The sequence below is a fragment of the Mycolicibacterium llatzerense genome (assembly GCF_025331195.1).
Taxonomy (GTDB): domain Bacteria; phylum Actinomycetota; class Actinomycetes; order Mycobacteriales; family Mycobacteriaceae; genus Mycobacterium; species Mycobacterium llatzerense.
In genome coordinates, this window is record NZ_LXOV01000016.1 from 187,551 (window position 1) to 206,544 (window position 18,994).

The window sequence follows — 18,994 nt, forward strand, 5'->3', positions numbered from 1 at the left end:
TGACGCTACGCCTGCGGCAGTCAGGCCGCGTTGGGGGCGGTGACGTACGACAGGGCCTCGCCGATGGTCCGCTGGTGGAACTCGAAACCGGCGTCCTCCAGCGCTGCGGGGATGGCCCGCTGGCCCCCGAGCAGCCCCTCCTCGGCGAACTCACCAAGCGCCGCGCGCAGCGCGAAACCGGGCATCAGCAGCGGCGTGGGCCGGTGCAGCGCACGTCCCAGGGCTTCGGTGAACTCCCCGTTGGTCACCGGCGCCGGGCCTGTCAGATTCAGCGGGCCGGACAGCTCGTCGTGATTCAGCGCGAACAGCAGGGCCCGCACCTCGTCCTCCAGCGTGATCCACGGCATGTACTGGCGCCCGCTGCCCAGCCGGGCGCCGAGACCGAGCCCGAACACCGGCCGCAGCCGGGCCAGCATGCCGCCTGCCGGAGCCAGCACCAGGCCCGTGCGCGCGAGCACGACGCGGACCCCCGCGTCGGCGGCCGGGCGCGCGGCAGCCTCCCAGTCCAGACAGAGCCGGGCCAGGAAACCTGCGCCGGCGGGCGACCGCTCGTCGGCGATCCGATCCCGGGTATCGCCGTAGAAGCCGACCGCGCTGGCATTGATGAGCGTAGGGACCCCGGCGTCGACGACGGCGTCGGCCAGCACCTCGGTCGGGCCGATGCGGCTGTCGCGCAGGCTCTGCTTGAACGCCCCGGACCACCGGCGGGATCCGATGCTCACGCCGCACAGGTTCACCACGGCATCGACGTCTTGCAATGCGCGCCAATCGAAGTCGCCCGTGTCCGGGTTCCAATACACCTCGTCGGCGTTGGCCGGTTGCCGGCGCACGATGCGCACCACCCGATGGTCGGTGGCACGGAGTGCCGATACCAGTGCGGAACCGATCAGTCCCGACGAGCCCGCGATGGCTATGACCGCGTGCGCCATGCGATTACCGCCCGGGCCTAGAGACCGAGGTCGGCCTCGAACGCACCCTCTTCGAGACGACGTTTGATGGTGGTCACGAACCGGCCGGCGTCGGCGCCGTCGATCAGGCGGTGGTCGTAGGTCAGCGGCAGGTAGCAGACCGACCGGACACCGATCGACTCGTTGCCGCCCTCGTCCACGACGACGCGAGGCCGCTTGACGATGGCACCGGTGCCGAGCATGGCCGCCTGCGGCGGAACCAGGATCGGGGTGTCGAACAGGGCGCCCTGGCTGCCGATGTTGGTGATGGTGAAGGTGCCACCGGACAGCTCGTCGGGCCGCAGGTTGCCGGAGCGGGCGCGGTCGGCGATGTCGACGATCGCGCGAGCAAGACCGCCCAGGGAGAGGTCACCGGCGTTGTGCACGACCGGCGACAGCAGGCCCTGCTCGGTGTCCACCGCGAAGCCGAGGTGCTCGGCGTCGTAGTAGGTGATCTCCTTGGTGTCCTCGTTGTAGCTGGCGTTGACGTTCGGGTGGATCTTCAACGCGTCGATCACCGCGCGGGCGATGAACGGCAGGTAGGTCAGGTTGACGCCCTCGCGCTCGGCGAACGAGTTCTTGGCGCGGGCCCGCAACCCGACGATGCGGGTCATGTCGACCTCGTGCGTCTGGGTCAGCTGCGCCGTGGTCTGCAGCGACTCCCGCGTCTTCTTGGCGGTGATCTGACGGATCCGGGTGGCCTTCTGCGTGGTGCCACGCAGGTGGGCCAGCGCCGGGGCGGGCGCTGCCGCCGGAGCCTTGGCAGCCGGTGCGGCGGGGGCCGATGCGGCGGCGGCAGGAGCGGCCGGGGCCTTGGCGGCCTCGGCCGCGGCGAGCACATCCTGCTTGCGGATGCGGCCGCCGACGCCGGTGCCCTGCACCGAAGCAAGGTCAACGTTGTTCTCGGAGGCCAACTTTCGCACCAGCGGGGTGACGTACGGGCTGGCATCGTCGGACGCGGCTGCGGGGGCGGGTGCCGGTGCCGCAGCCGGTGCGGCAGGAGCAGGCGCGGGGGCCGGCGGCGGGGTCGGTGCGGCAGGGGCCGGCGGAGGCGTGGGCGCGGCCACGGGCTCGGGTGCCGGAGCAGGCGCGGCCGGAGCAGGAGCTGCAGCCGGTGCCGAGCCGGCGGCGCCGATCTTGGCGAGCTCGCCGCCGATGGACACGACGTCGTCCTCGTCGGCGGTGATGGACAGCAGCACACCGGCGATGGGTGACGGGATTTCGGTGTCGACCTTGTCGGTGGACACCTCGAGCAGGGGTTCGTCGACCTCGACGGTGTCGCCCTCCTGCTTGAGCCATCGAGTGACGGTCCCCTCGGTAACGCTCTCACCGAGTGCGGGCATCTGGACGGAGATGGCCATTGCGTTGACTCCTCGAAAAGGTCGCTCGTCACTTCGAATGTCTCGGCCCCATCCTGTCATGCCGGTGCATGCGAGGTGTGGCGGGTCGGGACTTTGTCGCACTGTCTTGACACCACTTCTGAGCAGGCTACTGTCGCATTCAAACCAGTACCGGCGGTACGGGATACTTTGAGCTCAGCGGGGTTTGACGATGCAGTTTGTGGACAGTGCGGACGGGACGCGGATCGCGACGTACGAGGAGGGCAATCCGGACGGTCCGGTGGTCGTGCTGGTGCACGGCTGGCCCGACTCGCACGACATGTGGGACGCCACGGTGCCGCACCTTGCCGACACCTACCGGGTGATCCGCTACGACAACCGTGGTTCGCGCAATTCCGGTGTGCCCAAGAAGGTTTCGTCGTACACGATGGCGCACTACGCCGACGACTTCGCGGCCGTCATCGAGGCGCTGGCGCCCGGCCAGAAGGTCCACGTGCTCGCCCATGATTGGGGCTCGGTGGGCATCTGGGAGTACCTGTCCCGGCCCGAATCGGTGGACCGTGTCGCGTCGTTCACCTCGACCTCGGGGCCGAGTGCCGACCACACTCGTCGCTACATCATGGACGGCCTCAAGCGCCCCTATCAGCCGGTGCGGTTCCTGCGCTCGGTGTCGCAGTTCCTGCGGCTGACGTACCAGGGTTTCTTCTCGATCCCGTTGGTGGCGCGCGTGTTGGTTCGGGCCACTGTGCCGACCATCCTGCCTCAGCTGATGAAACGCCTTGATGGCATGTCCGACAACCAGATTCGGCATTCGGACACCTTCGCGACCGACGCCGCGAACAGCCTCAAGGTGTACCCGGCCAACTACTGGCGCACCCTCATCAAGGGCCGGCGTGACCACTACGTCAACGTGCCGGTGCAGGTGATCGTCAACCGCGGCGACCAGTTCGTCCGCCCGCACCTGTATGACGAGACGCCCCAATGGGTTCCGCAGCTGTGGCGCCGGGACATCGACTCGGGCCACTGGTCGCCGATGTCGCATCCGGAGCTGCTCGCCACCGCGGCCCGCGAACTCGCCGAACACGTAGCCGGCGCCGCGCCGGCCCGGGATCTGCAGCTGGCTCAGATCGGCTAGGCCGGTTTCGGTCAAGGTCAGGGGCGGTCGCCGTTGACGTTGACGTTGTGGGTGACTTCGCCCTCGTGATTGACGTTCACGTTGACGGTCGGATCGCACGCCGGATTCTTGAACGCGACGCTGTCGCACGGCATGCCGTTGTTGTAGAACAACCCGCCACCGTTGTCGTTGTTGAACCCCGGGTCGCACTGATCGTCGCCGCCCAGCGAATCGATCACGTTGCGGAACGGGCACAGCTGGTCGGCGATGATGTCCTCGTCTTCGGGATCAGCCATTGCCTGGGTGGCGCCGCTCAGCCCGGCTAATTCCATGCCGATAACGGTGGCCGTCACGGCGGCCACGTGAACGAACTTATTCATGCAGGAAAGGTACGCCGCGGGTTTGCTCGGCGGTAGAAAAATGCGGTAACTGGTGCTGCCTCAGCTACCGCCGAGCTGCCGTTCCTGACGGGCCTAGCCGTTGGTCGCGATGTCCTGCAGCACGGCGAACATGGTCCGCGTCGGCACGCCGGTACCGCCCTTGCCGGTGTAACCCCAGGGGCCGCCGGTGTTGTAGGCCGGGCCGGCGACGTCGAGGTGCGCCCACTGCACACCGTCGGCGACGAACTCCCGCAGATACACCCCGGCCACCAGCATGCCCGCGTTGCGCACGCCGCTGACGTTCGCGAGGTCGGCGACCGTCGACTTCAGGTCGTCCTTGAGCTCTTCAGGCAACGGCATCGGCCAGGCGTTCTCGCCGACGTCCTGCGACAGCTTGGCGACTCGGTCGCGGAACTCGTCGGTGCCCATGACGCCGGGGGTACGCGCGCCGAGTGCCACGAGTTGCGCGCCGGTCAGCGTCGCCGTGTCGATCAGGTAATCGGGATTGTCCTCGCAGGCGCGGACGATGGCGTCGGCCAGGATCAGCCGGCCCTCGGCGTCGGTGTTGAGCACCTCGATGGTGGTGCCGCCGTACTGGGTCAGCACGTCGCCCGGCCGCTGCGCCGTCGACGACGGCATGTTCTCGGCCATGGGCACGGTGGCGGTGACGTCGACCGCCAGCTGCTGGCGCGCGGCCAGCACCACGGTGGCGATGACGGCTGCCGCACCACCCATGTCGGAGGTCATCTGGTGCATGTTGGCGGCCGGCTTGATCGAGATGCCGCCGGTGTCGAAGGTGATGCCCTTGCCGACCAGCGCCACCTTCTTGGCGTCCTTCTTGCCGGAGCGGTAGGTCAGCCGCACCAGGCGCGGGCCGCGGGACGAGCCCTTGCCGACGCCCACGATCCCGCCGTAGCCGGCGTCTTCCAGTTCCTTCTTGCTCAGTACTTCGACCTCGAGGCCTGCCGACTTGCCCAAAGCCTTTGCGCGCTTGGCGAATTCGCCCGGGAACAGGTGGCTCGGCGGGGTGTTGACCAGATCACGGGCGGTCGCCACCGCGGTGGCGACATCGACGCCGCGGGCCGCCGCCGTCTCGGCATCGTCTGCGGTGGACAACACGGTCAGCGCCGTCAGGCCTGCCTCTTTCGGGGCAGTCTTCGCGCTGCGGAATTCGGAGAACCGGTAGGCGCCCAGGATCAGGCCTTCGACGGCCGCCGCCACGTCCAACTCGGACAGCGTGGTCACCACGGTCTCGGTGCCATTGAGCGCGCGGGCCGCGACCCCGGCGGCGCGGCGGATGACATCGGCGGGCCACTCGTCGCGGTCCTTGCCGAGGCCGACGGCCAGCACACTGGCCACCGGCAGCGACGGGACGAGCACGCGGGTCAGCTGCTCAGTCGAACCTTTCGCGCCCAGGGCCTTCAGTGCGACCTCGATCTCACCGGTGGCCTCGGCGTCCAGGAATGGGTTGGCCAGGACCTTGGCCTCGTCGTTGTCGCCGGTGATGACCGGCACGATCAGTACGGCCGAATCCAGGTCGGACGGCAGGACGGATGCGACGGTGACGGCGGGGGACTGGTAACCGGGTGCGCTGCTCACCTGCCCCACCCTAGTCACTGTGTCTGCCGTGCCGCCCGCTCAGCGTCAGCGCAGACCTCGAATGCTGTCACGGGGTCGTTGAAACCCTTGAGTACCAACGGCTCCCGCGGCGCGATCGGCCATTTGCCGGGCATGTCGTACCAGGGAGCGGCCACCAGAATCTGCCCGGGCTCGGCCGCGGCGACCAGCCGGGCCGCCAGATTCACCGGATTGCCGAAGTAATCGCCACCCGTGGCCACCACCGAGCCGAAACTCAGGCCGGCCCGCACGCTGATGTGGGCCATCTTCGGACGAGGGTGGTGCACCAGGTCAACCGCGACCCGCGCGAGCGATTCGGGAGTGGCGCTGACCCACATCACCGCATCCCCGATGAACTTGACGACCCGGCCGCCGTCAGCGTGCACCACGTCGTTGGTGATGGCGTTGAACTCGTTGAGCAAGCTGGTCAACTCGTCCGGCCTGAGCATCTGCGTGAGCTGCGTGAAGTTGGACAGGTCGGCAAACCCGACGCCACAGTCCAGAGTTGACGACTCGTGATGGACGACACCGTCGAAATACGTTCGGGCAGAGGCGACATGGTGGCGGTGTACGGCGTCGATCATGCCGCCGATGCGCGGAATGAAATTGGCCGCCGCCCGGTAGGCCCGGGCGGTGACGAGTTCGTCGTGGCTGTGGGCCAGATCGAGGTTGGGCAGGCCGACGCGGCTCATAGATGCCAGGGCCTCGGCCACCCGCGCCACGCTCGCACCGATCACCCGCAGGAAGCCCCGTGCGGCATCGTCGCCGATCGCGGTCCGCAGGTCCGCCCACGTGCGCAAGGCCTCGATGTCGTTGGCGGTGAGCATCGGCTCGGTCGGGTCGGCGACCGTCAAGCCCAAAACCGCCCAAGCCTGTTCGACGTCGGCCAGGGGCAATCCGAGTGCTTCGGCCGCGGAAGCCAGGCTGTGGCTGGGCTGCCCCGACCACTGCGCGACGTCTCCGGCCAGCCCGAACAACCGGCCCCGGCGCTCGGCCTCCACCATCTCCTCGGCGGTGAAACCGAGCCCGTCCAGGTATTCGATGAGCGGCGCGCGATCGCGTGCATCAGCGATGCCCGCGGCTTCCAACGCGTCGAAATCGACCACTAAACGAGTCTGCCAGTCAATAGGTGAACGGCGGGGCGAACCGCCATCATCGGCTGCAGAGGTGCCGCTGACCATCGCCAACGCCGCGGATTGCAGCCACATACTGACTGCGATCCGAGGCGCAAGCACTAGGCTTTCTGGCCGTGAGCGAACTGTTGCAGGGCCCGCTGGAAGACCGTCACCGCGAACTCGGGGCGAGTTTCGCCGAATTCGGGGGCTGGTTGATGCCGGTGTCCTATGCAGGCACCGTGGCCGAGCACACCGCCACCCGCGAGGCCGTCGGCCTGTTCGACGTCAGCCACCTCGGCAAGGCACTGGTGCGCGGCCCCGGCGCGGCCGAGTTCGTCAACGCCGCCTTCACCAACGACCTGCGCCGCATCGGACCGGGCAAGGCGCAATACACCTTGTGCTGCAACGAATCCGGCGGCGTGATCGACGACCTGATCGCCTACTACGTCTCCGACGACGAAATCTTCCTGGTGCCCAACGCGGCCAACACTGCCGCCGTGGTCGCCGAGCTGCAGCGCCTCGCGCCGCCCGAACTGACCATCACCGACGAGCACCGGTCCTACGCCGTGCTGGCCGTGCAGGGGCCGAAATCCACCGAGGTGCTCACCGCGCTCGGGCTGCCGACCGACATGGACTACATGGGGTACGCCGACGCCGAGTACGACGGCGTCCCGGTCCGGGTGTGCCGCACCGGCTACACCGGCGAGCACGGCTACGAACTGCTGCCCGAGTGGGACCGCGCGGGCGTCGTGTTCGACGCGCTGGCCGCCGCGGTGCAGGCCGCCGGCGGTGAACTCGCCGGGCTGGGCTCGCGCGACACCCTGCGCACCGAGATGGGCTACCCACTGCACGGACATGAACTGTCGCTGGACATTTCGCCGCTGCAGGCCCGCTGCGGCTGGGCCATCGGCTGGAAGAAGGACGCCTTCTGGGGTCGCGACGCCCTGCTCGCGGAGAAGGCGGCAGGCCCCAAGCGGACCCTGCGCGGCCTCAAGGCCGTCGGCCGCGGCGTGCTGCGTGCCGACCTGACGGTCCTCGACGGGGACACCCCGGTGGGCATCACCACGTCGGGCACTTTCTCGCCGAGTCTGAAGGTCGGTATCGCGCTGGCGCTGCTCGACACCGCGGCCGACATCGCCGACGGCGCGCGAGTGACCGTCGATGTCCGGGGCCGGGCGCTCGAATGCGAGGTTGTGGCCCCGCCGTTTGTGGCGGCGAAAACGCGGTAGGGGGCGAGCGGAGCGACGGGGAAACGCGACAGGGGCGAGCGGAGCGACCGGGAAACGCGGTAGCCACGGGCGATACAATCGGCATATGACCGATGGCCCCCTCGAATTCACCGTGTCGCGCGCGAGCAACCCAGCGAGCGACGAGGTAAGGGCCCAGGTTCTCGCTGACCCCGGATTCGGGCGGTTCCACACCGATCACATGGTGTCGATCGACTACAGCGTCGACCGCGGCTGGCACGATGCCCGCGTCACCGCCTACGGACCCATCGAACTGGACCCGTCGGCCATCGTCCTGCACTACGCGCAGGAAGTGTTCGAGGGGCTGAAGGCCTACCGCTGGAACGACAATTCGATCGTCTCGTTCCGCCCGGATGCCAACGCCGCCCGGCTGCAGTCGTCGTGCCGGCGCCTGGCCATCCCGGAGCTGCCCGCGGACGTGTTCGTCGAGTCGTTGCGTCAGCTGATCGCCGTCGACAACGAATGGGTGCCGGCCGCCGGTGGTGAGGCGTCGCTGTACCTGCGGCCGTTCATCATCGCCACCGAGCCGGGCCTGGGCGTGCGTCCCGCGAACGAGTACCGCTACCTGGTGATCGGGTCGCCGGCCGGCGCGTACTTCAAGGGCGGCATCAAGCCGGTGTCGGTGTACCTGTCCACCGAGTACGTGCGGGCCAGCCCCGGCGGCACCGGTGCGGCCAAGTTCGGCGGCAACTACGCCGCCTCGCTGCTGGCGCAGGCACAGGCTGCCGAGATGGGCTGCGACCAGGTGGTCTGGCTGGACGCCATCGAGCGCCGGTACGTCGAAGAAATGGGTGGCATGAACCTGTTCTTCGTGTTCGGCAGCGGTGGTTCGGCGCGGCTGGTCACCCCGGAGCTGTCCGGTTCGCTGCTCCCCGGCATCACCCGGGATTCGTTGCTGCAGTTGGCGGTTGACGCCGGCTTCGCCGTCGAGGAACGCAAGATCGATATCGACGAGTGGCAGAAGAAGGCCGCCGCGGGGGAGATCACCGAGGTGTTCGCCTGCGGCACCGCGGCCGTCATCACCCCCGTCGCGCACGTGAAATACGGTCACGGCGAATCGGCCGGCGAGTTCACCATCGGCGACGGCCAGCCCGGTGAGGTCACCATGGCGCTGCGCGACACCCTGACCGGTATCCAGCGCGGCACCTTCGCCGACACCCACAACTGGATGACCCGCCTGGGTTAGCCCACGTCCAACGTGAAGAAGATCGCGAGATTTCTTGGAAATCTCGCGATCTTCTTCACGTTCGGCGGTTAGTGGACGGCCAGCCCCAGCGCGGTCAGCGTCGTCGTGACTTCGACGGCGGCACCCAGCACGTCACCGGTGATCCCGCCGAATCGGCGGACGCAGTGCGCCACCAGGAGCGCCGCGACGATCAGTGCCACCAGCACGACCACCGGGCCCTGCCACAGCCGCGGCGTCGCCCAGGCCGACGCGGCGGCCAGGGCCAGCGTCCACGCCGCCACCACCCACACCGGCTGACTGCCGGCGACCATCGCGCCCAACGTGCTGCCGGGTGCGGCCGGCACTGACGTGCGGCAGGCCGCCAGGGCAGCGACGCGACCCGCGGCGATGGCGACGACGACCGCCACCGGATTGAGCGCGGCGAACGTCATGCTCTGCGCGCCGATCGCCACCACGATCGCGGCCACGCCGAAGGGACCCGCGGTCCCGCCACGCATGACGGCCAGTGCCCGCTCGGGCGGCCCGTAACAGCCGAGGCCGTCGACGGTGTCGGACAGCCCGTCGATGTGCAGGCCGCGGGTCAGCAGGAGCAGCGCCGTCACCGCGAGCAACCCGGCCAGCGGGCCGGTCGAGTACACGTGCCCGGCGCCCCAGACGACTGCCGCGGCAATGCCGCCGAGGACGACGCCCACCGCCGGAAGTGCAGTCAGGGTGCCCCGCCCGAACGGCCGGTTGCTGCGCACCGGGAGGACGGTGCTGAATGCGAAAGCCGAAGCGAGGGAACCGATCACGACGGTTTATCGGTGACGTTCGCCTCGCCGAACGTGGCCATGGACGCCAGCGTCGCCACCGCGGCCCGCAGTACCGGCAGCGCCACCGCGGCGCCGCTGCCTTCACCCAGGCGCATGCCGAGATCCAGGATCGGGGTCATCTGCAGTCGCTGCAGCGCCACCGAATGGGCGGGTTCCGTGGACAGGTGGGCGGCCTGCCACCAGGCTTTCGCGCCGGGGGCCAGTCGGTCGGCGACCAGCGCCGCGGCCGTCACCACCACGCCGTCGAGCAGCACCGGGGTCCGCCGCACCGCGGCCTGGGCCAGGAAACCGGCCATGGCGGCCAGGTCCGCGCCGCCGCAAACGGCAAGCAGCGCAACCGGATCGGCCTTCACCTGGCGGGCACGGAAAAGCGCGTCACGGATGGCCGCGGTCTTGCGGGCCCAGCCCTCGTCGTCGACGCCGGTACCGCGGCCCACCACGGCGACGGGCTCGGCGGCGGTCAGGGCGGCGACCAAAGTCGTTGCCGGAGTGGTGCTTCCGATGCCCATGTCGCCGGCGATGAGCAGGTCGGCGCCGGCGTCGACCTCTTGGTCGGCGATGGTGCGACCCGCCGCGATCGCCGCGACGGCCTCCTCGGTGGACAGGGCGTCCTCGACGGCGATGTTGCCGCTGCCGCGCCGCACCTTGTGGGCGCCGATCGCGGGGGAGTGGGCCTCGCCATCGACCGCGATGTCGACCACGCGCACGGTGGCCCCGGCCACGTCGGCCAGCACGTTGATGGCCGCGCCGCCCGCGTCGAAGTTCGCCACCATCTGCGCGGTGACCTCGGACGGGAAGGCAGATACCCCGGACGCCGTCACCCCGTGGTCGCCGGCGAACACCACGATCCTGGCCCGCTCGAATTGCTTTGGCGGACAACTGCCTTGGCATGCCGACACCCAGACCGACAGTTCCTCGAGGCGTCCCAACGAACCTGGCGGTTTCGTCAGGGTGTTCTGGCGCGCGAGGGCCGCCTGCCGCACGTCGGCATCCGGTTTGGTCAGATCGGGAAATTGGGCGCGGGGATCGCTCATCGGGGCTCCTTGACAGTGAGAGGCTGACCGGCCACCACCAGCACCACCCGGTCGCAGACCGCGGCCAGTCGCTGGTTGAGCGAGCCCAATTCGTCGGCAAACCGGCGGCCCGATTCCGTGGCCGGGACCACGGTGAGCCCGACCTCCGGGCTGACCAGGGCCAGGGGCCCGGTGAATTCGCTGACCGCCGAGGTCAATCCGTCGACCTCGGCCTGAATCGACCCGCCGGTCCAGGCGGCGCAACGGTCCATCGCGGCGACCAGCCAGCCGCCGATGTCATCGACCATGGTGGCGGCGCCGGATGTGGGCAAAGTGCTTGCCACGTCGGCGGATTCGACAGTCGACCAGTGATTCGGCCGTCGGTTCTGATGCGCTGAAACCCGGGCGGCGAAGTCGGCGTCGCCGTCGACGGAACCGGTCGCGACGTAGCGCACCGGCCCGCTCGGCCCGGCCGCACGGCCGATCCAGTCTTCGGCCCACTGCGACTTTCCCGACCGGATGCCGCCGAGCACCAGGGTGCGCACCGGGCTCAGTCGACCTTGTCTCCGCGGCTGACCTGCGGCTTCGGCACGCGCATCCGGCGCAGCTGCGACGCCCGGCTGGACGCGTAAAAGCCCAGCTTCCAACCGCTTTCGGTGTTGTCCGGGAACTTCGCGTCGACGCGCTTGTTGACCCGGCGGCTGAGCAGGACGCCGTCGATGGCCATGATCACCATCAGGCCCAGCATCGCGACAGACAGCAGGCCCTGGGTCTGCACCGGCGGCAGCGCCATCATGAAGAACACCAGCACCAGTGCTGACGGCATGAACAGACCGAGCACGTTGCGCCGGGAGTCGACGAGATCGCGGACGTAGCGCTTGACCGGGCCCTTGTCGCGGGGCAGCAGGTAGGCCTCGTCGCCGGCCATCATCTTGGCGCGCCGCGAATCCATATCGGCCCGACGGGCCAGGCGATCGGCCTTGCGCTCGTCCTTGGACTTCGAGTTGCGAAGTTCCTTGCGCCGCTTACGCGCCTCGGAGGTCGTCATGGGCGCCGGCGCCACCGGGCCGCGCTTGCGGGCCGCGGCGCTCTGCTTGGGCGTCGGCCGGCCCTTGGGCGCGGTGGTGCGCACAGCGGCGTCGACGTCCGAGTTGCCGGTCACGGTGACGTCGTCAGCGTTGCTGCCGTCGTCTCCCGAGTCGGCGTTGTCCTTCTTGCGGCCCAGCAGATTCACGCACCCAGGTTACTTCGGTGGCCACGGTCGGCCGTCATGCACCCGAGCCCAGGGCGGCTTAACCTGCTTCGATGAGAGTCCTCGTCGCCCCAGACTGTTACGGCGACAGCCTCACTGCCGTGGAGGCCGCGGCGGCGATCGCCGCGGGCTGGGCGGTCGCGCGGCCTGCCGACACCCTGGTGCTGGCCCCCCAGTCCGACGGTGGTCCCGGCTTCGTCGACGTCCTGGCCGAACGGCTGGGCGGTCTGCAGACGGCCACGGTGCGCGGCCCGCTGGATCGCGACGTCACCGCGCAGTGGGTGCTGCACGAGGACACTGCCTATATCGAGTGCGCGCAGGCCTGCGGGTTGGCCCTGCTCGGCGGGCCGCCCACCGTGCGGACCGCGCTCGACGCCGGCAGCTTCGGGGTCGGACAGCTGGTGGACGCCGCGCTGGCGGCCGGGGCACGGCGGGTGGTCGTGGGCCTCGGCGGCAGTGCCTGCACCGACGGCGGCCGGGGGCTCGTCGACGCGCTGGGCGGGCTGGCGTCCGCGCACCGCAGGCTGGCCGACACCGACCTGATCGTCGCCTCGGACGTCGAGCACCCGCTGTTGGGACCGATGGGTGCCGCGGCGGTGTTCGGTCCGCAGAAGGGGGCCGATCCTGCGACGGTGACGCTGCTCGAGCAGCGCCTCACGGCGTGGGCCCACGAACTCGAGTCCGTCGCCGGCCGCGACGTGGCCGGCGAATCCGGCGCCGGCGCCGCGGGCGGCCTCGGGGCGGCGCTGCTGGCGCTGGGTGGACGGCGCGAATCCGGCGCGACGGTGATCGCCGCCCACACCGGGCTGGCCGACGACCTGGCGGCCGCCGACCTGGTCATCACCGGCGAGGGCCGGTTCGACGACCAGTCGCTGCACGGCAAGGTGATCAGCGCCCTTGCCGCGGGTGCTCGGACACACGGTTCGCCGGTCCTGGTGCTGGCCGGGCAGGTGACGCTGGACGCGTCCGCGCTGGCCGACGCCGGGGTCGAGGCGGCCCATTCGATCACCGACCACGCCGGTTCGGTGGAGCTCGCCATCGGCGACGCGGCCAACCAACTGACCGGACTGGCTGCGGCTGTCGCCGCTGGAGTCGGGAATAACGGCCGGACAAGGTACCGTTGAGAGTGCCTGGATACTGCCAGGCAATCGATGCACCAGGGAGAAGCAATGACTGTTGAGGAAGCGACCAGCACCGGTACCTCGACCGAGACCCACGGCGTGATCCTGAGCGACGCCGCGGCCGCCAAGGCCAAGGCCCTGCTGGATCAGGAAGGCCGTGACGACCTTGCGCTGCGTATCGCCGTGCAACCAGGCGGCTGCGCCGGCCTGCGTTACAACCTGTTCTTCGATGACCGCACCCTCGACGGTGACCTGACGGCCGAGTTCGGTGGCGTCAACCTCACCGTCGACCGGATGAGTGCCCCCTACGTGCAGGGCGCGACCGTCGACTTCGTCGACTCCATCGAGAAGCAGGGCTTCACCATCGACAACCCGAACGCCACCGGCTCCTGCGCCTGCGGCGATTCGTTCAACTGACCTAGCCGACCGTGCTGGTCCGGCGGCCTCTCCTACAGGGAGTCCGCCGGACGCGGCAGGTACGAGCAGACCAGAGTCTCGCGCGGCTGCACCAGCAGCTGGGCGACCGCCTGGAATTCGTTGTTCTTCGGTCCCGAACCGCGCGGCAGCCGGCCTGACGGCGCCACCTTCATGGTGAACAGCACCTGCGCCTGATTCGGCGACAGCATCACGATCTTGTCGATCGACGTCACATCCGCCTGACCGAACTGCTTGCGGAACGCATCACTGGCCAGATTCGCCACGGTGAAATCCGTGGCGTGGTCTTTCACGCCGTCATACAAGCCGCACAGCGCGTGCCGCGCCACCGCTTGCTTGTCCTGCTGCAGCAGCGCGTTCAGATAGCCCTGGATCGCAGACTTGGCGGTGGCATCGGTCAGGCCGCGGTCGCTGGTGCTGCGGACCGTGAAGATGAGTCCGCCGATGACCGCGATGACCGCAACCACGGCGCCGACGACCAGCAGGATTCGCTTCTTGTTGTTACCGCCGCCCGACGGGTACTGCACTGCCGGTGGCAGCGTCGTCGGATAGGCCGGAGGAGGGCCGGCGGAAGGTGCACTGTAGGGGGCACCGTAGGTGGAGTTCCCCGGACCCGGCTGCGGGGGAATCGATTCCGGGTACGGATATGCGCCGTCCATGTTGTCCACAGGCTAGCGCACCCGGGCGGGCGGACCGGTCCGGCTACTCCGGGTGCGCTAGGTAAGCTCGCCGAATGACCATTGCCGTGACCGGATCGATCGCGACCGACCATTTGATGCGTTTCCCCGGCCGATTTGCCGATCAGTTGCTGGCCGAGCACCTGCAGAAGGTGTCGCTGAGCTTCCTGGTCGACGACCTGGTGGTGCACCGCGGCGGCGTCGCCGGCAACATCGCCTACGCCATCGGCATCCTGGGCGGCAGCCCGACGCTGGTCGGCGCGGTGGGCAAGGATTTCGACGAATACCGCGGCTGGCTGACGGCGCACGGCGTCGACTGCTCGCAGGTGCTGGTGTCCGACTCCGCCTACACCGCCCGGTTCGTTTGCACCACCGACGAGGACATGGCGCAGCTGGCGTCGTTCTATCCCGGTGCCATGTCCGAGGCGCGCAACATCAAGCTGGCTGATCTCGTTGCCGCCCAGGGCGAGCCGGAGCTCGTGATCGTCGGGGCCAACGACCCTGAGGCCATGTTCCTGCACACCGAGGAATGCCGGAAGCTGGGTCTGCCCTTCGCCGCCGACCCCAGCCAGCAGCTGGCCCGCCTGTCCGGCGAGGAAATCCGTCGCCTCATCGACGGCGCCGCCTACCTGTTCACCAACGACTACGAGTGGGACCTGCTGCTGCAGAAGTCCGGCTGGTCCGAGGCCGAGGTGATGAGCCAGATCGAGCTGCGGGTCACCACGCTGGGGGAGAAGGGCGTCGACATCGTCGGCCGCGACGGGTCGTTCATCCACGTCGACGTGGTGCCCGAGAACGAGAAGGTCGATCCCACCGGCATCGGTGACGCCTTCCGGGCCGGCTTCCTCACGGGCCGCGGCGCCGGCCTGAGCCTGGAGCGGGCCGCTCAGCTGGCCTCGCTCGTCGCCACGCTGGTGCTCGAGGCGCCGGGTCCGCAGGAATGGACCTGGGACAAAGCCACTGCGCTGCCGCGTCTTTCGGCCGCGTTCGGAGCCGAGGCCGCCGACGAGATCGCCGCAGCCCTGGGCTGACAACAACTCGCGCCGAGAGTGCGGGAAGTGGCCGAATTCAAGCCGAATTCGCGGTCATTTCCCGCACTTTCGGTGTATTCGGGGTCAGAGCTCGACGGGGTAGACGGGCTCGCTGATCTGCGGCGTGACGCTGCCCTCGATGAAGATGGCGTACCACAGCATGAAGATCAGCACCGTCCACAGCCGGCGGCTGTGATCGCTGACGCCGTTGCGGTGCTCCTCGAGCATCTGCCGCACGGCGTCGAGGTCGATCAGGTCCCCGGTCTGCGACGCGTTGACCGTCGCGTAGGCCCACTCCAGCAGCTCGCCGGAGCGCAGCCAGTGCCGGATCGGCACCGGGAAACCCAGCTTCGCGCGGTGCAGCACATGGGCGGGCACGATGGGCTCAAGGGCCCGCCGCAACGCGTATTTGGTCGTGGTCCGGGTGATCTTCTGGTCATACGGCAGCCTGGATGCGACCGCGAAGACCTCGGGATCGAGGAACGGCACCCGCAGTTCCAGTGAGTTGGCCATGGTCATCTTGTCGGCCTTGACCAGGATGTCGCCGCGCAACCAGGTGAACAGGTCCAGGTGCTGCATGCGCGCCACCGGATCCCAGCCGGCGGACTCGGCGTAGATCGGCGCCGTCACATCGGTGTGGGTCCACTCCGGATTGAACTGCGCCAGGGTCGCCTGCAGCTGCTCGTCCGAGAAGCTGCGGGCGTTGCCGTAGTAGCGCTCCTCGAGCGTCAGCGACCCGCGGTGCAGCAGGCTCTTGCCGCGCATACCGTCCGGCAGCGACTTGGACGCCTTGCCGAGCCCACGCCGCAGCCCGCGCGGGACGCGGTCGAACGCCTTGAGCGACAACGGTTCCCGATAGATGGTGTAGCCGCCGAACAACTCGTCGGCGCCCTCGCCCGAGAGCACGACCTTGACGTGCTTGCGGGCCTCGCGGGCGATGAAGAACAGCGGCACCAGTGCCGGGTCGGCCACCGGCTCGTCCAGGTACCAGACGATCTCCGGCAGCGCCTCGACGAACTCGGCCTGGCTGACCACCTTGGTCACGTGCCGCGCGCCGATCGCCTCGGCGGAGGCGACGGCCACGTCGACCTCCGAGAATCCTTCGCGCTCAAAGCCTGTGGTGAACGTGATCAGTTTCGGGTTGTGCCGCATCGCCAGCGCGGCGATCGCGGTGGAGTCGATACCGCCGGACAGGAACGCGCCGACGGTCACGTCGGCCCGCATGTGCTTGGCGACGGAATCCTCCAGCACCGCGGTGATTTCGTCGTACCGGGCCTGTTCCTGCCCTGTGACAAATGGCACAGCGGCGAACTTCGGCTTGAAGTACCGCGTCACCTCGGGCTGCTGGCCGGGCCGGATCCGGGCGTAGCTGCCCGACTCCAGCCGACGGATGCCGCGCTGCAGCGTCTCGGGTTCGGGCACGTACTGCAGCACCGTGTAGTGCTGGACGGCGCGTTCGTCGATGCTCAGGTCGATGCCGGCGCGGGCCGCCAGATCGAGAATGCACTTCTTCTCGCTGCCCACGATGGTGCCGCCGGGGCCCGTCGCCAGGTACAGCGGCTTGATGCCGAACGGGTCACGCGCGCAGAACAACTCACGGGTCTGCGTGTCCCACAGCGCGAAGGCGAACATCCCGCGCAGGCGGCCCAGCGCTGCCGTGCCCCAGTAGTGGTACGCGGCGACGATCGCCTCGCTGTCGCCCTCGGTGGCGAACTCGGCGCCGAACTCGGCCCGCAGTTCCTCACGCAACTCGAGGTAGTTGTAGATCTCGCCGTTGAACACCAGCGCGTACCGGTCCGGAGACTCCGGCGGGCCCCAGCGCAGCGGCTGATGGCTGTGCGCGATATCGATGATCGAGAGCCGGTTGAAGCCGAACACAACGGTGTGGTGGCCATCGGTCGGATCGCTGTCGTCCGCCCACGCCCCCGACTCGTCCGGACCGCGGTGGCGCATCGGATGCGTGGCATCCGAAACCGCGTTCACCAGGTCAGTGGAATGGTCGGCAAGAGGGTCGGCCAGATAGGCCAGCAGTCCGCACACGGCGCCAGTATGCCTGTTCAGGCGGGTGAACTCAGAACTGGCGCTGCCGATTGGCCGGTCGCTTCGCTCGGTGCCATGGGCGTGGTCTACGCTGCGTAGTATTCGACCGGCTTGACCGACCTCTAGGAGGGCCTCAACGTGACCGCTCGCGGGCTCCGTTTGGTGGCGTTGTCCGCCATTCTCGGCGCGTCGACGCTGCTGCTCAGCGGATGCAGCTGGCAGACCGTATTCGGCTTGGGCTGGCCGGAGGGTATTACCCCCGAAGCCCATGCGAACCGTGACCTGTGGGTCTGGTCGGTCATCGCCTCGTTCGTCGTCGGCGCCATTGTGTGGGCGCTGATCTTCTGGGCGATGGCGTTCCATCGCAAGAAGAAGACTGACACGGAGCTGCCTCGCCAGTTCGGCTACAACATGCCGCTGGAACTGGTGCTGACCGTCGTGCCGTTCCTCATCATCTCGGTGCTCTTCTACTTCACCGTCGTGGTGCAGGAGAAGATGATGGACCACAGCAAGCCTGCTGAGGTCACCATCGACGTCACCGCGTTCCAGTGGAACTGGAAGTTCGGCTACCAGAAGGTGGCCTTCAAGGACAACACCTTCTCCTACGACGGCGCTGACGCCGCCCGCAAGGAAGCCATGAAGTCCAAGCCCGAGGGCAAGGACGCGCATGGCGAGGAGAAGGTCGGCGCGATCCGTGGCGAGAACCCCGAGGACCGCAGCTACCTGAACTTCGACAAGGTCGAGACCATCGGCTCCAGCACCGAGATTCCGATCCTGGTCCTGCCGAAGGGCAAGCGCATCGAGTTCCAGATCGCGTCGGCCGACGTCATCCACGGCTTCTGGGTGCCGGAGTTCCTGTTCAAGCGGGACGTCATCCCGAACCCCGAGGCCAACCACTCGGACAACATCTTCCAGGTCACCGAGATCGAGAAGACCGGTCCGTTCGTCGGCCGCTGCACCGAGATGTGCGGCACGTACCACTCGATGATGAACTTCGAGGTGCGCGTGGTGGAGCCGGAGCAGTTCAAGGCTTACCTGCAGTACCGCATCGATCACCCCAAGGCGACCAACGCCGACGCGCTGGTGTCGATCGGACTGCCGCCGGTGGCCCAGACGACCCATCCGTTCGACACTCGCCGCGGCGAGCAGGCCGGCTCGCCGGCTCAGGCGAGCAAGTAGGGGATACGCAATGCATATCGAAGCCCGACTTTTCGAGATTCTGACCGCCTTCTTCGCCCTGGCGACCGTCGGCTACGGCGCGCTGACCGCGCTGTATGCCAACGGTGGCGTGGAGTGGGCCGGCACCACAGCGCTGGTGCTGACCACCGGTCTGTCGCTGATCATCGGCACGTTCTTCCGCTTCGTGGCCCGTCGTCTCGACACCCGGCCCGAGGACTACGAAGACGCCGAGATTTCCGACGGCGCAGGCGAGCTGGGCTTCTTCAGCCCGCACAGCTGGTGGCCGTTGCTGATCGCGCTGTCGGCCTCGACCACTGCGGTCGGTATCGGCCTGTGGCTGCCCTGGCTGATCGTTGCCGGTGTGTGCTTCGTGCTGGCCACCGTCGCGGGCCTGACGTTCGAGTACTACACGGGCCCCGAGAAGCACTGACATCTACGGACCCTGTGACCTGATCGCTCTGCGGTCAGGTCACAACCGTATGTCAGAT

18 protein-coding genes and 1 pseudogene are annotated in these 18,994 nt (G+C 68.6%); 8 read left to right on the forward strand and 11 right to left on the reverse strand.

The features are described from left to right. Positions 1 to 20 precede the first annotated feature (20 nt). Both A7G45_RS25670 and sucB read right to left on the reverse strand, forming a co-directional pair. Positions 21 to 929 carry a TIGR01777 family oxidoreductase gene (locus tag A7G45_RS25670; protein ID WP_260941155.1) on the reverse strand — a complete coding sequence of 303 codons (909 nt, stop codon included), beginning with the start codon at positions 927 to 929 and terminating at the stop codon, positions 21 to 23. Between the two features lie 17 nt (positions 930 to 946). Further along, positions 947 to 2,296 (reverse strand): annotated as a pseudogene (sucB, locus tag A7G45_RS25675) (2-oxoglutarate dehydrogenase, E2 component, dihydrolipoamide succinyltransferase); the annotation flags it as partial. Between the two features lie 202 nt (positions 2,297 to 2,498). Here sucB and A7G45_RS25680 point away from each other — a divergent pair. Then, positions 2,499 to 3,422 (forward strand): alpha/beta fold hydrolase, encoded by a 924-nt coding sequence (locus A7G45_RS25680; protein ID WP_260941159.1) that lies wholly within the window; start codon positions 2,499 to 2,501, stop codon positions 3,420 to 3,422. Between the two features lie 17 nt (positions 3,423 to 3,439). On the opposite strand, the gene A7G45_RS25685 is transcribed toward A7G45_RS25680, so the two are convergent. The 3 genes from A7G45_RS25685 to A7G45_RS25695 all read right to left on the reverse strand — a co-directional run bounded on the left by A7G45_RS25685 (position 3,440) and on the right by A7G45_RS25695 (position 6,504). Further along, positions 3,440 to 3,781 (reverse strand): hypothetical protein, encoded by a 342-nt coding sequence (locus tag A7G45_RS25685; protein WP_260941161.1) that lies wholly within the window; start codon positions 3,779 to 3,781, stop codon positions 3,440 to 3,442. 93 nt (positions 3,782 to 3,874) lie between these two features. After that, on the reverse strand, positions 3,875 to 5,380 hold the full coding sequence (locus A7G45_RS25690; RefSeq protein ID WP_260941164.1) for a leucyl aminopeptidase: 1,506 nt from the start codon (positions 5,378 to 5,380) through the stop codon (positions 3,875 to 3,877). Between the two features lie 14 nt (positions 5,381 to 5,394). After that, positions 5,395 to 6,504, reverse strand: coding sequence for an adenylate/guanylate cyclase domain-containing protein (locus A7G45_RS25695; protein ID WP_043399768.1), 1,110 nt, complete (start codon positions 6,502 to 6,504; stop codon positions 5,395 to 5,397). A gap of 143 nt (positions 6,505 to 6,647) precedes the next feature. Between A7G45_RS25695 and gcvT the strand changes: the two genes are divergently transcribed. Both gcvT and A7G45_RS25705 read left to right on the forward strand, forming a co-directional pair. After that, positions 6,648 to 7,742, forward strand: a complete 1,095-nt coding sequence (gene gcvT, locus A7G45_RS25700; protein ID WP_260941169.1) for a glycine cleavage system aminomethyltransferase GcvT — start codon at positions 6,648 to 6,650, stop codon at positions 7,740 to 7,742. Positions 7,743 to 7,827: 85 nt separating this feature from the next. Beyond that, on the forward strand, positions 7,828 to 8,946 hold the full coding sequence (locus A7G45_RS25705; protein ID WP_260941171.1) for a branched-chain amino acid aminotransferase: 1,119 nt from the start codon (positions 7,828 to 7,830) through the stop codon (positions 8,944 to 8,946). A 68-nt stretch (positions 8,947 to 9,014) separates the two neighbouring features. Here A7G45_RS25705 and A7G45_RS25710 read toward each other — a convergent pair whose 3' ends face one another. Genes A7G45_RS25710 through A7G45_RS25725 form a run of 4 tightly spaced genes read right to left on the reverse strand, consistent with a single transcriptional unit; the run spans position 9,015 to position 12,005 of the window. After that, on the reverse strand, positions 9,015 to 9,737 hold the full coding sequence (locus A7G45_RS25710; protein WP_260941173.1) for an adenosylcobinamide-GDP ribazoletransferase: 723 nt from the start codon (positions 9,735 to 9,737) through the stop codon (positions 9,015 to 9,017). Beyond that, positions 9,734 to 10,792, reverse strand: coding sequence for a nicotinate-nucleotide--dimethylbenzimidazole phosphoribosyltransferase (gene cobT / locus A7G45_RS25715; RefSeq protein ID WP_260941175.1), 1,059 nt, complete (start codon positions 10,790 to 10,792; stop codon positions 9,734 to 9,736). Before cobT ends, A7G45_RS25710 begins: the two co-directional genes overlap by 4 nt. Next, positions 10,789 to 11,316, reverse strand: a complete 528-nt coding sequence (locus A7G45_RS25720; RefSeq protein WP_260941177.1) for a bifunctional adenosylcobinamide kinase/adenosylcobinamide-phosphate guanylyltransferase — start codon at positions 11,314 to 11,316, stop codon at positions 10,789 to 10,791. The genes cobT and A7G45_RS25720 overlap by 4 nt, the downstream gene beginning before the upstream one ends. A gap of 5 nt (positions 11,317 to 11,321) precedes the next feature. Further along, complete coding sequence (locus A7G45_RS25725; protein ID WP_260941178.1) at positions 11,322 to 12,005, reverse strand: DUF3043 domain-containing protein; 684 nt, start codon at positions 12,003 to 12,005, stop codon at positions 11,322 to 11,324. 71 nt (positions 12,006 to 12,076) lie between these two features. Between A7G45_RS25725 and A7G45_RS25730 the strand changes: the two genes are divergently transcribed. Continuing rightward, a complete protein-coding gene (locus A7G45_RS25730; protein ID WP_260941180.1) occupies positions 12,077 to 13,147 on the forward strand; it encodes a glycerate kinase family protein in 1,071 nt (356 codons plus the stop codon). A 45-nt stretch (positions 13,148 to 13,192) separates the two neighbouring features. Next, on the forward strand, positions 13,193 to 13,561 hold the full coding sequence (locus A7G45_RS25735; RefSeq protein ID WP_043399648.1) for a HesB/IscA family protein: 369 nt from the start codon (positions 13,193 to 13,195) through the stop codon (positions 13,559 to 13,561). 32 nt (positions 13,562 to 13,593) lie between these two features. Here the strand turns inward: A7G45_RS25735 and A7G45_RS25740 are convergent, their stop codons facing one another. Continuing rightward, positions 13,594 to 14,238: an Rv0361 family membrane protein gene (locus A7G45_RS25740; RefSeq protein ID WP_260941181.1), complete on the reverse strand. Its 645-nt coding sequence runs from the start codon at positions 14,236 to 14,238 to the stop codon at positions 13,594 to 13,596. A 74-nt stretch (positions 14,239 to 14,312) separates the two neighbouring features. Between A7G45_RS25740 and A7G45_RS25745 the strand changes: the two genes are divergently transcribed. Further along, positions 14,313 to 15,287, forward strand: coding sequence for a carbohydrate kinase family protein (locus A7G45_RS25745; protein ID WP_260941183.1), 975 nt, complete (start codon positions 14,313 to 14,315; stop codon positions 15,285 to 15,287). A gap of 84 nt (positions 15,288 to 15,371) precedes the next feature. Here the strand turns inward: A7G45_RS25745 and asnB are convergent, their stop codons facing one another. Continuing rightward, positions 15,372 to 17,327 carry an asparagine synthase (glutamine-hydrolyzing) gene (gene asnB / locus A7G45_RS25750; protein WP_260941185.1) on the reverse strand — a complete coding sequence of 652 codons (1,956 nt, stop codon included), beginning with the start codon at positions 17,325 to 17,327 and terminating at the stop codon, positions 15,372 to 15,374. Between the two features lie 138 nt (positions 17,328 to 17,465). Between asnB and ctaC the strand changes: the two genes are divergently transcribed. Next, positions 17,466 to 18,506, forward strand: coding sequence for an aa3-type cytochrome oxidase subunit II (ctaC, locus tag A7G45_RS25755; protein ID WP_071289421.1), 1,041 nt, complete (start codon positions 17,466 to 17,468; stop codon positions 18,504 to 18,506). A 10-nt stretch (positions 18,507 to 18,516) separates the two neighbouring features. After that, complete coding sequence (locus A7G45_RS25760) at positions 18,517 to 18,936, forward strand: cytochrome c oxidase subunit 4 (protein WP_043399640.1); 420 nt, start codon at positions 18,517 to 18,519, stop codon at positions 18,934 to 18,936. Positions 18,937 to 18,994 lie beyond the last annotated feature (58 nt).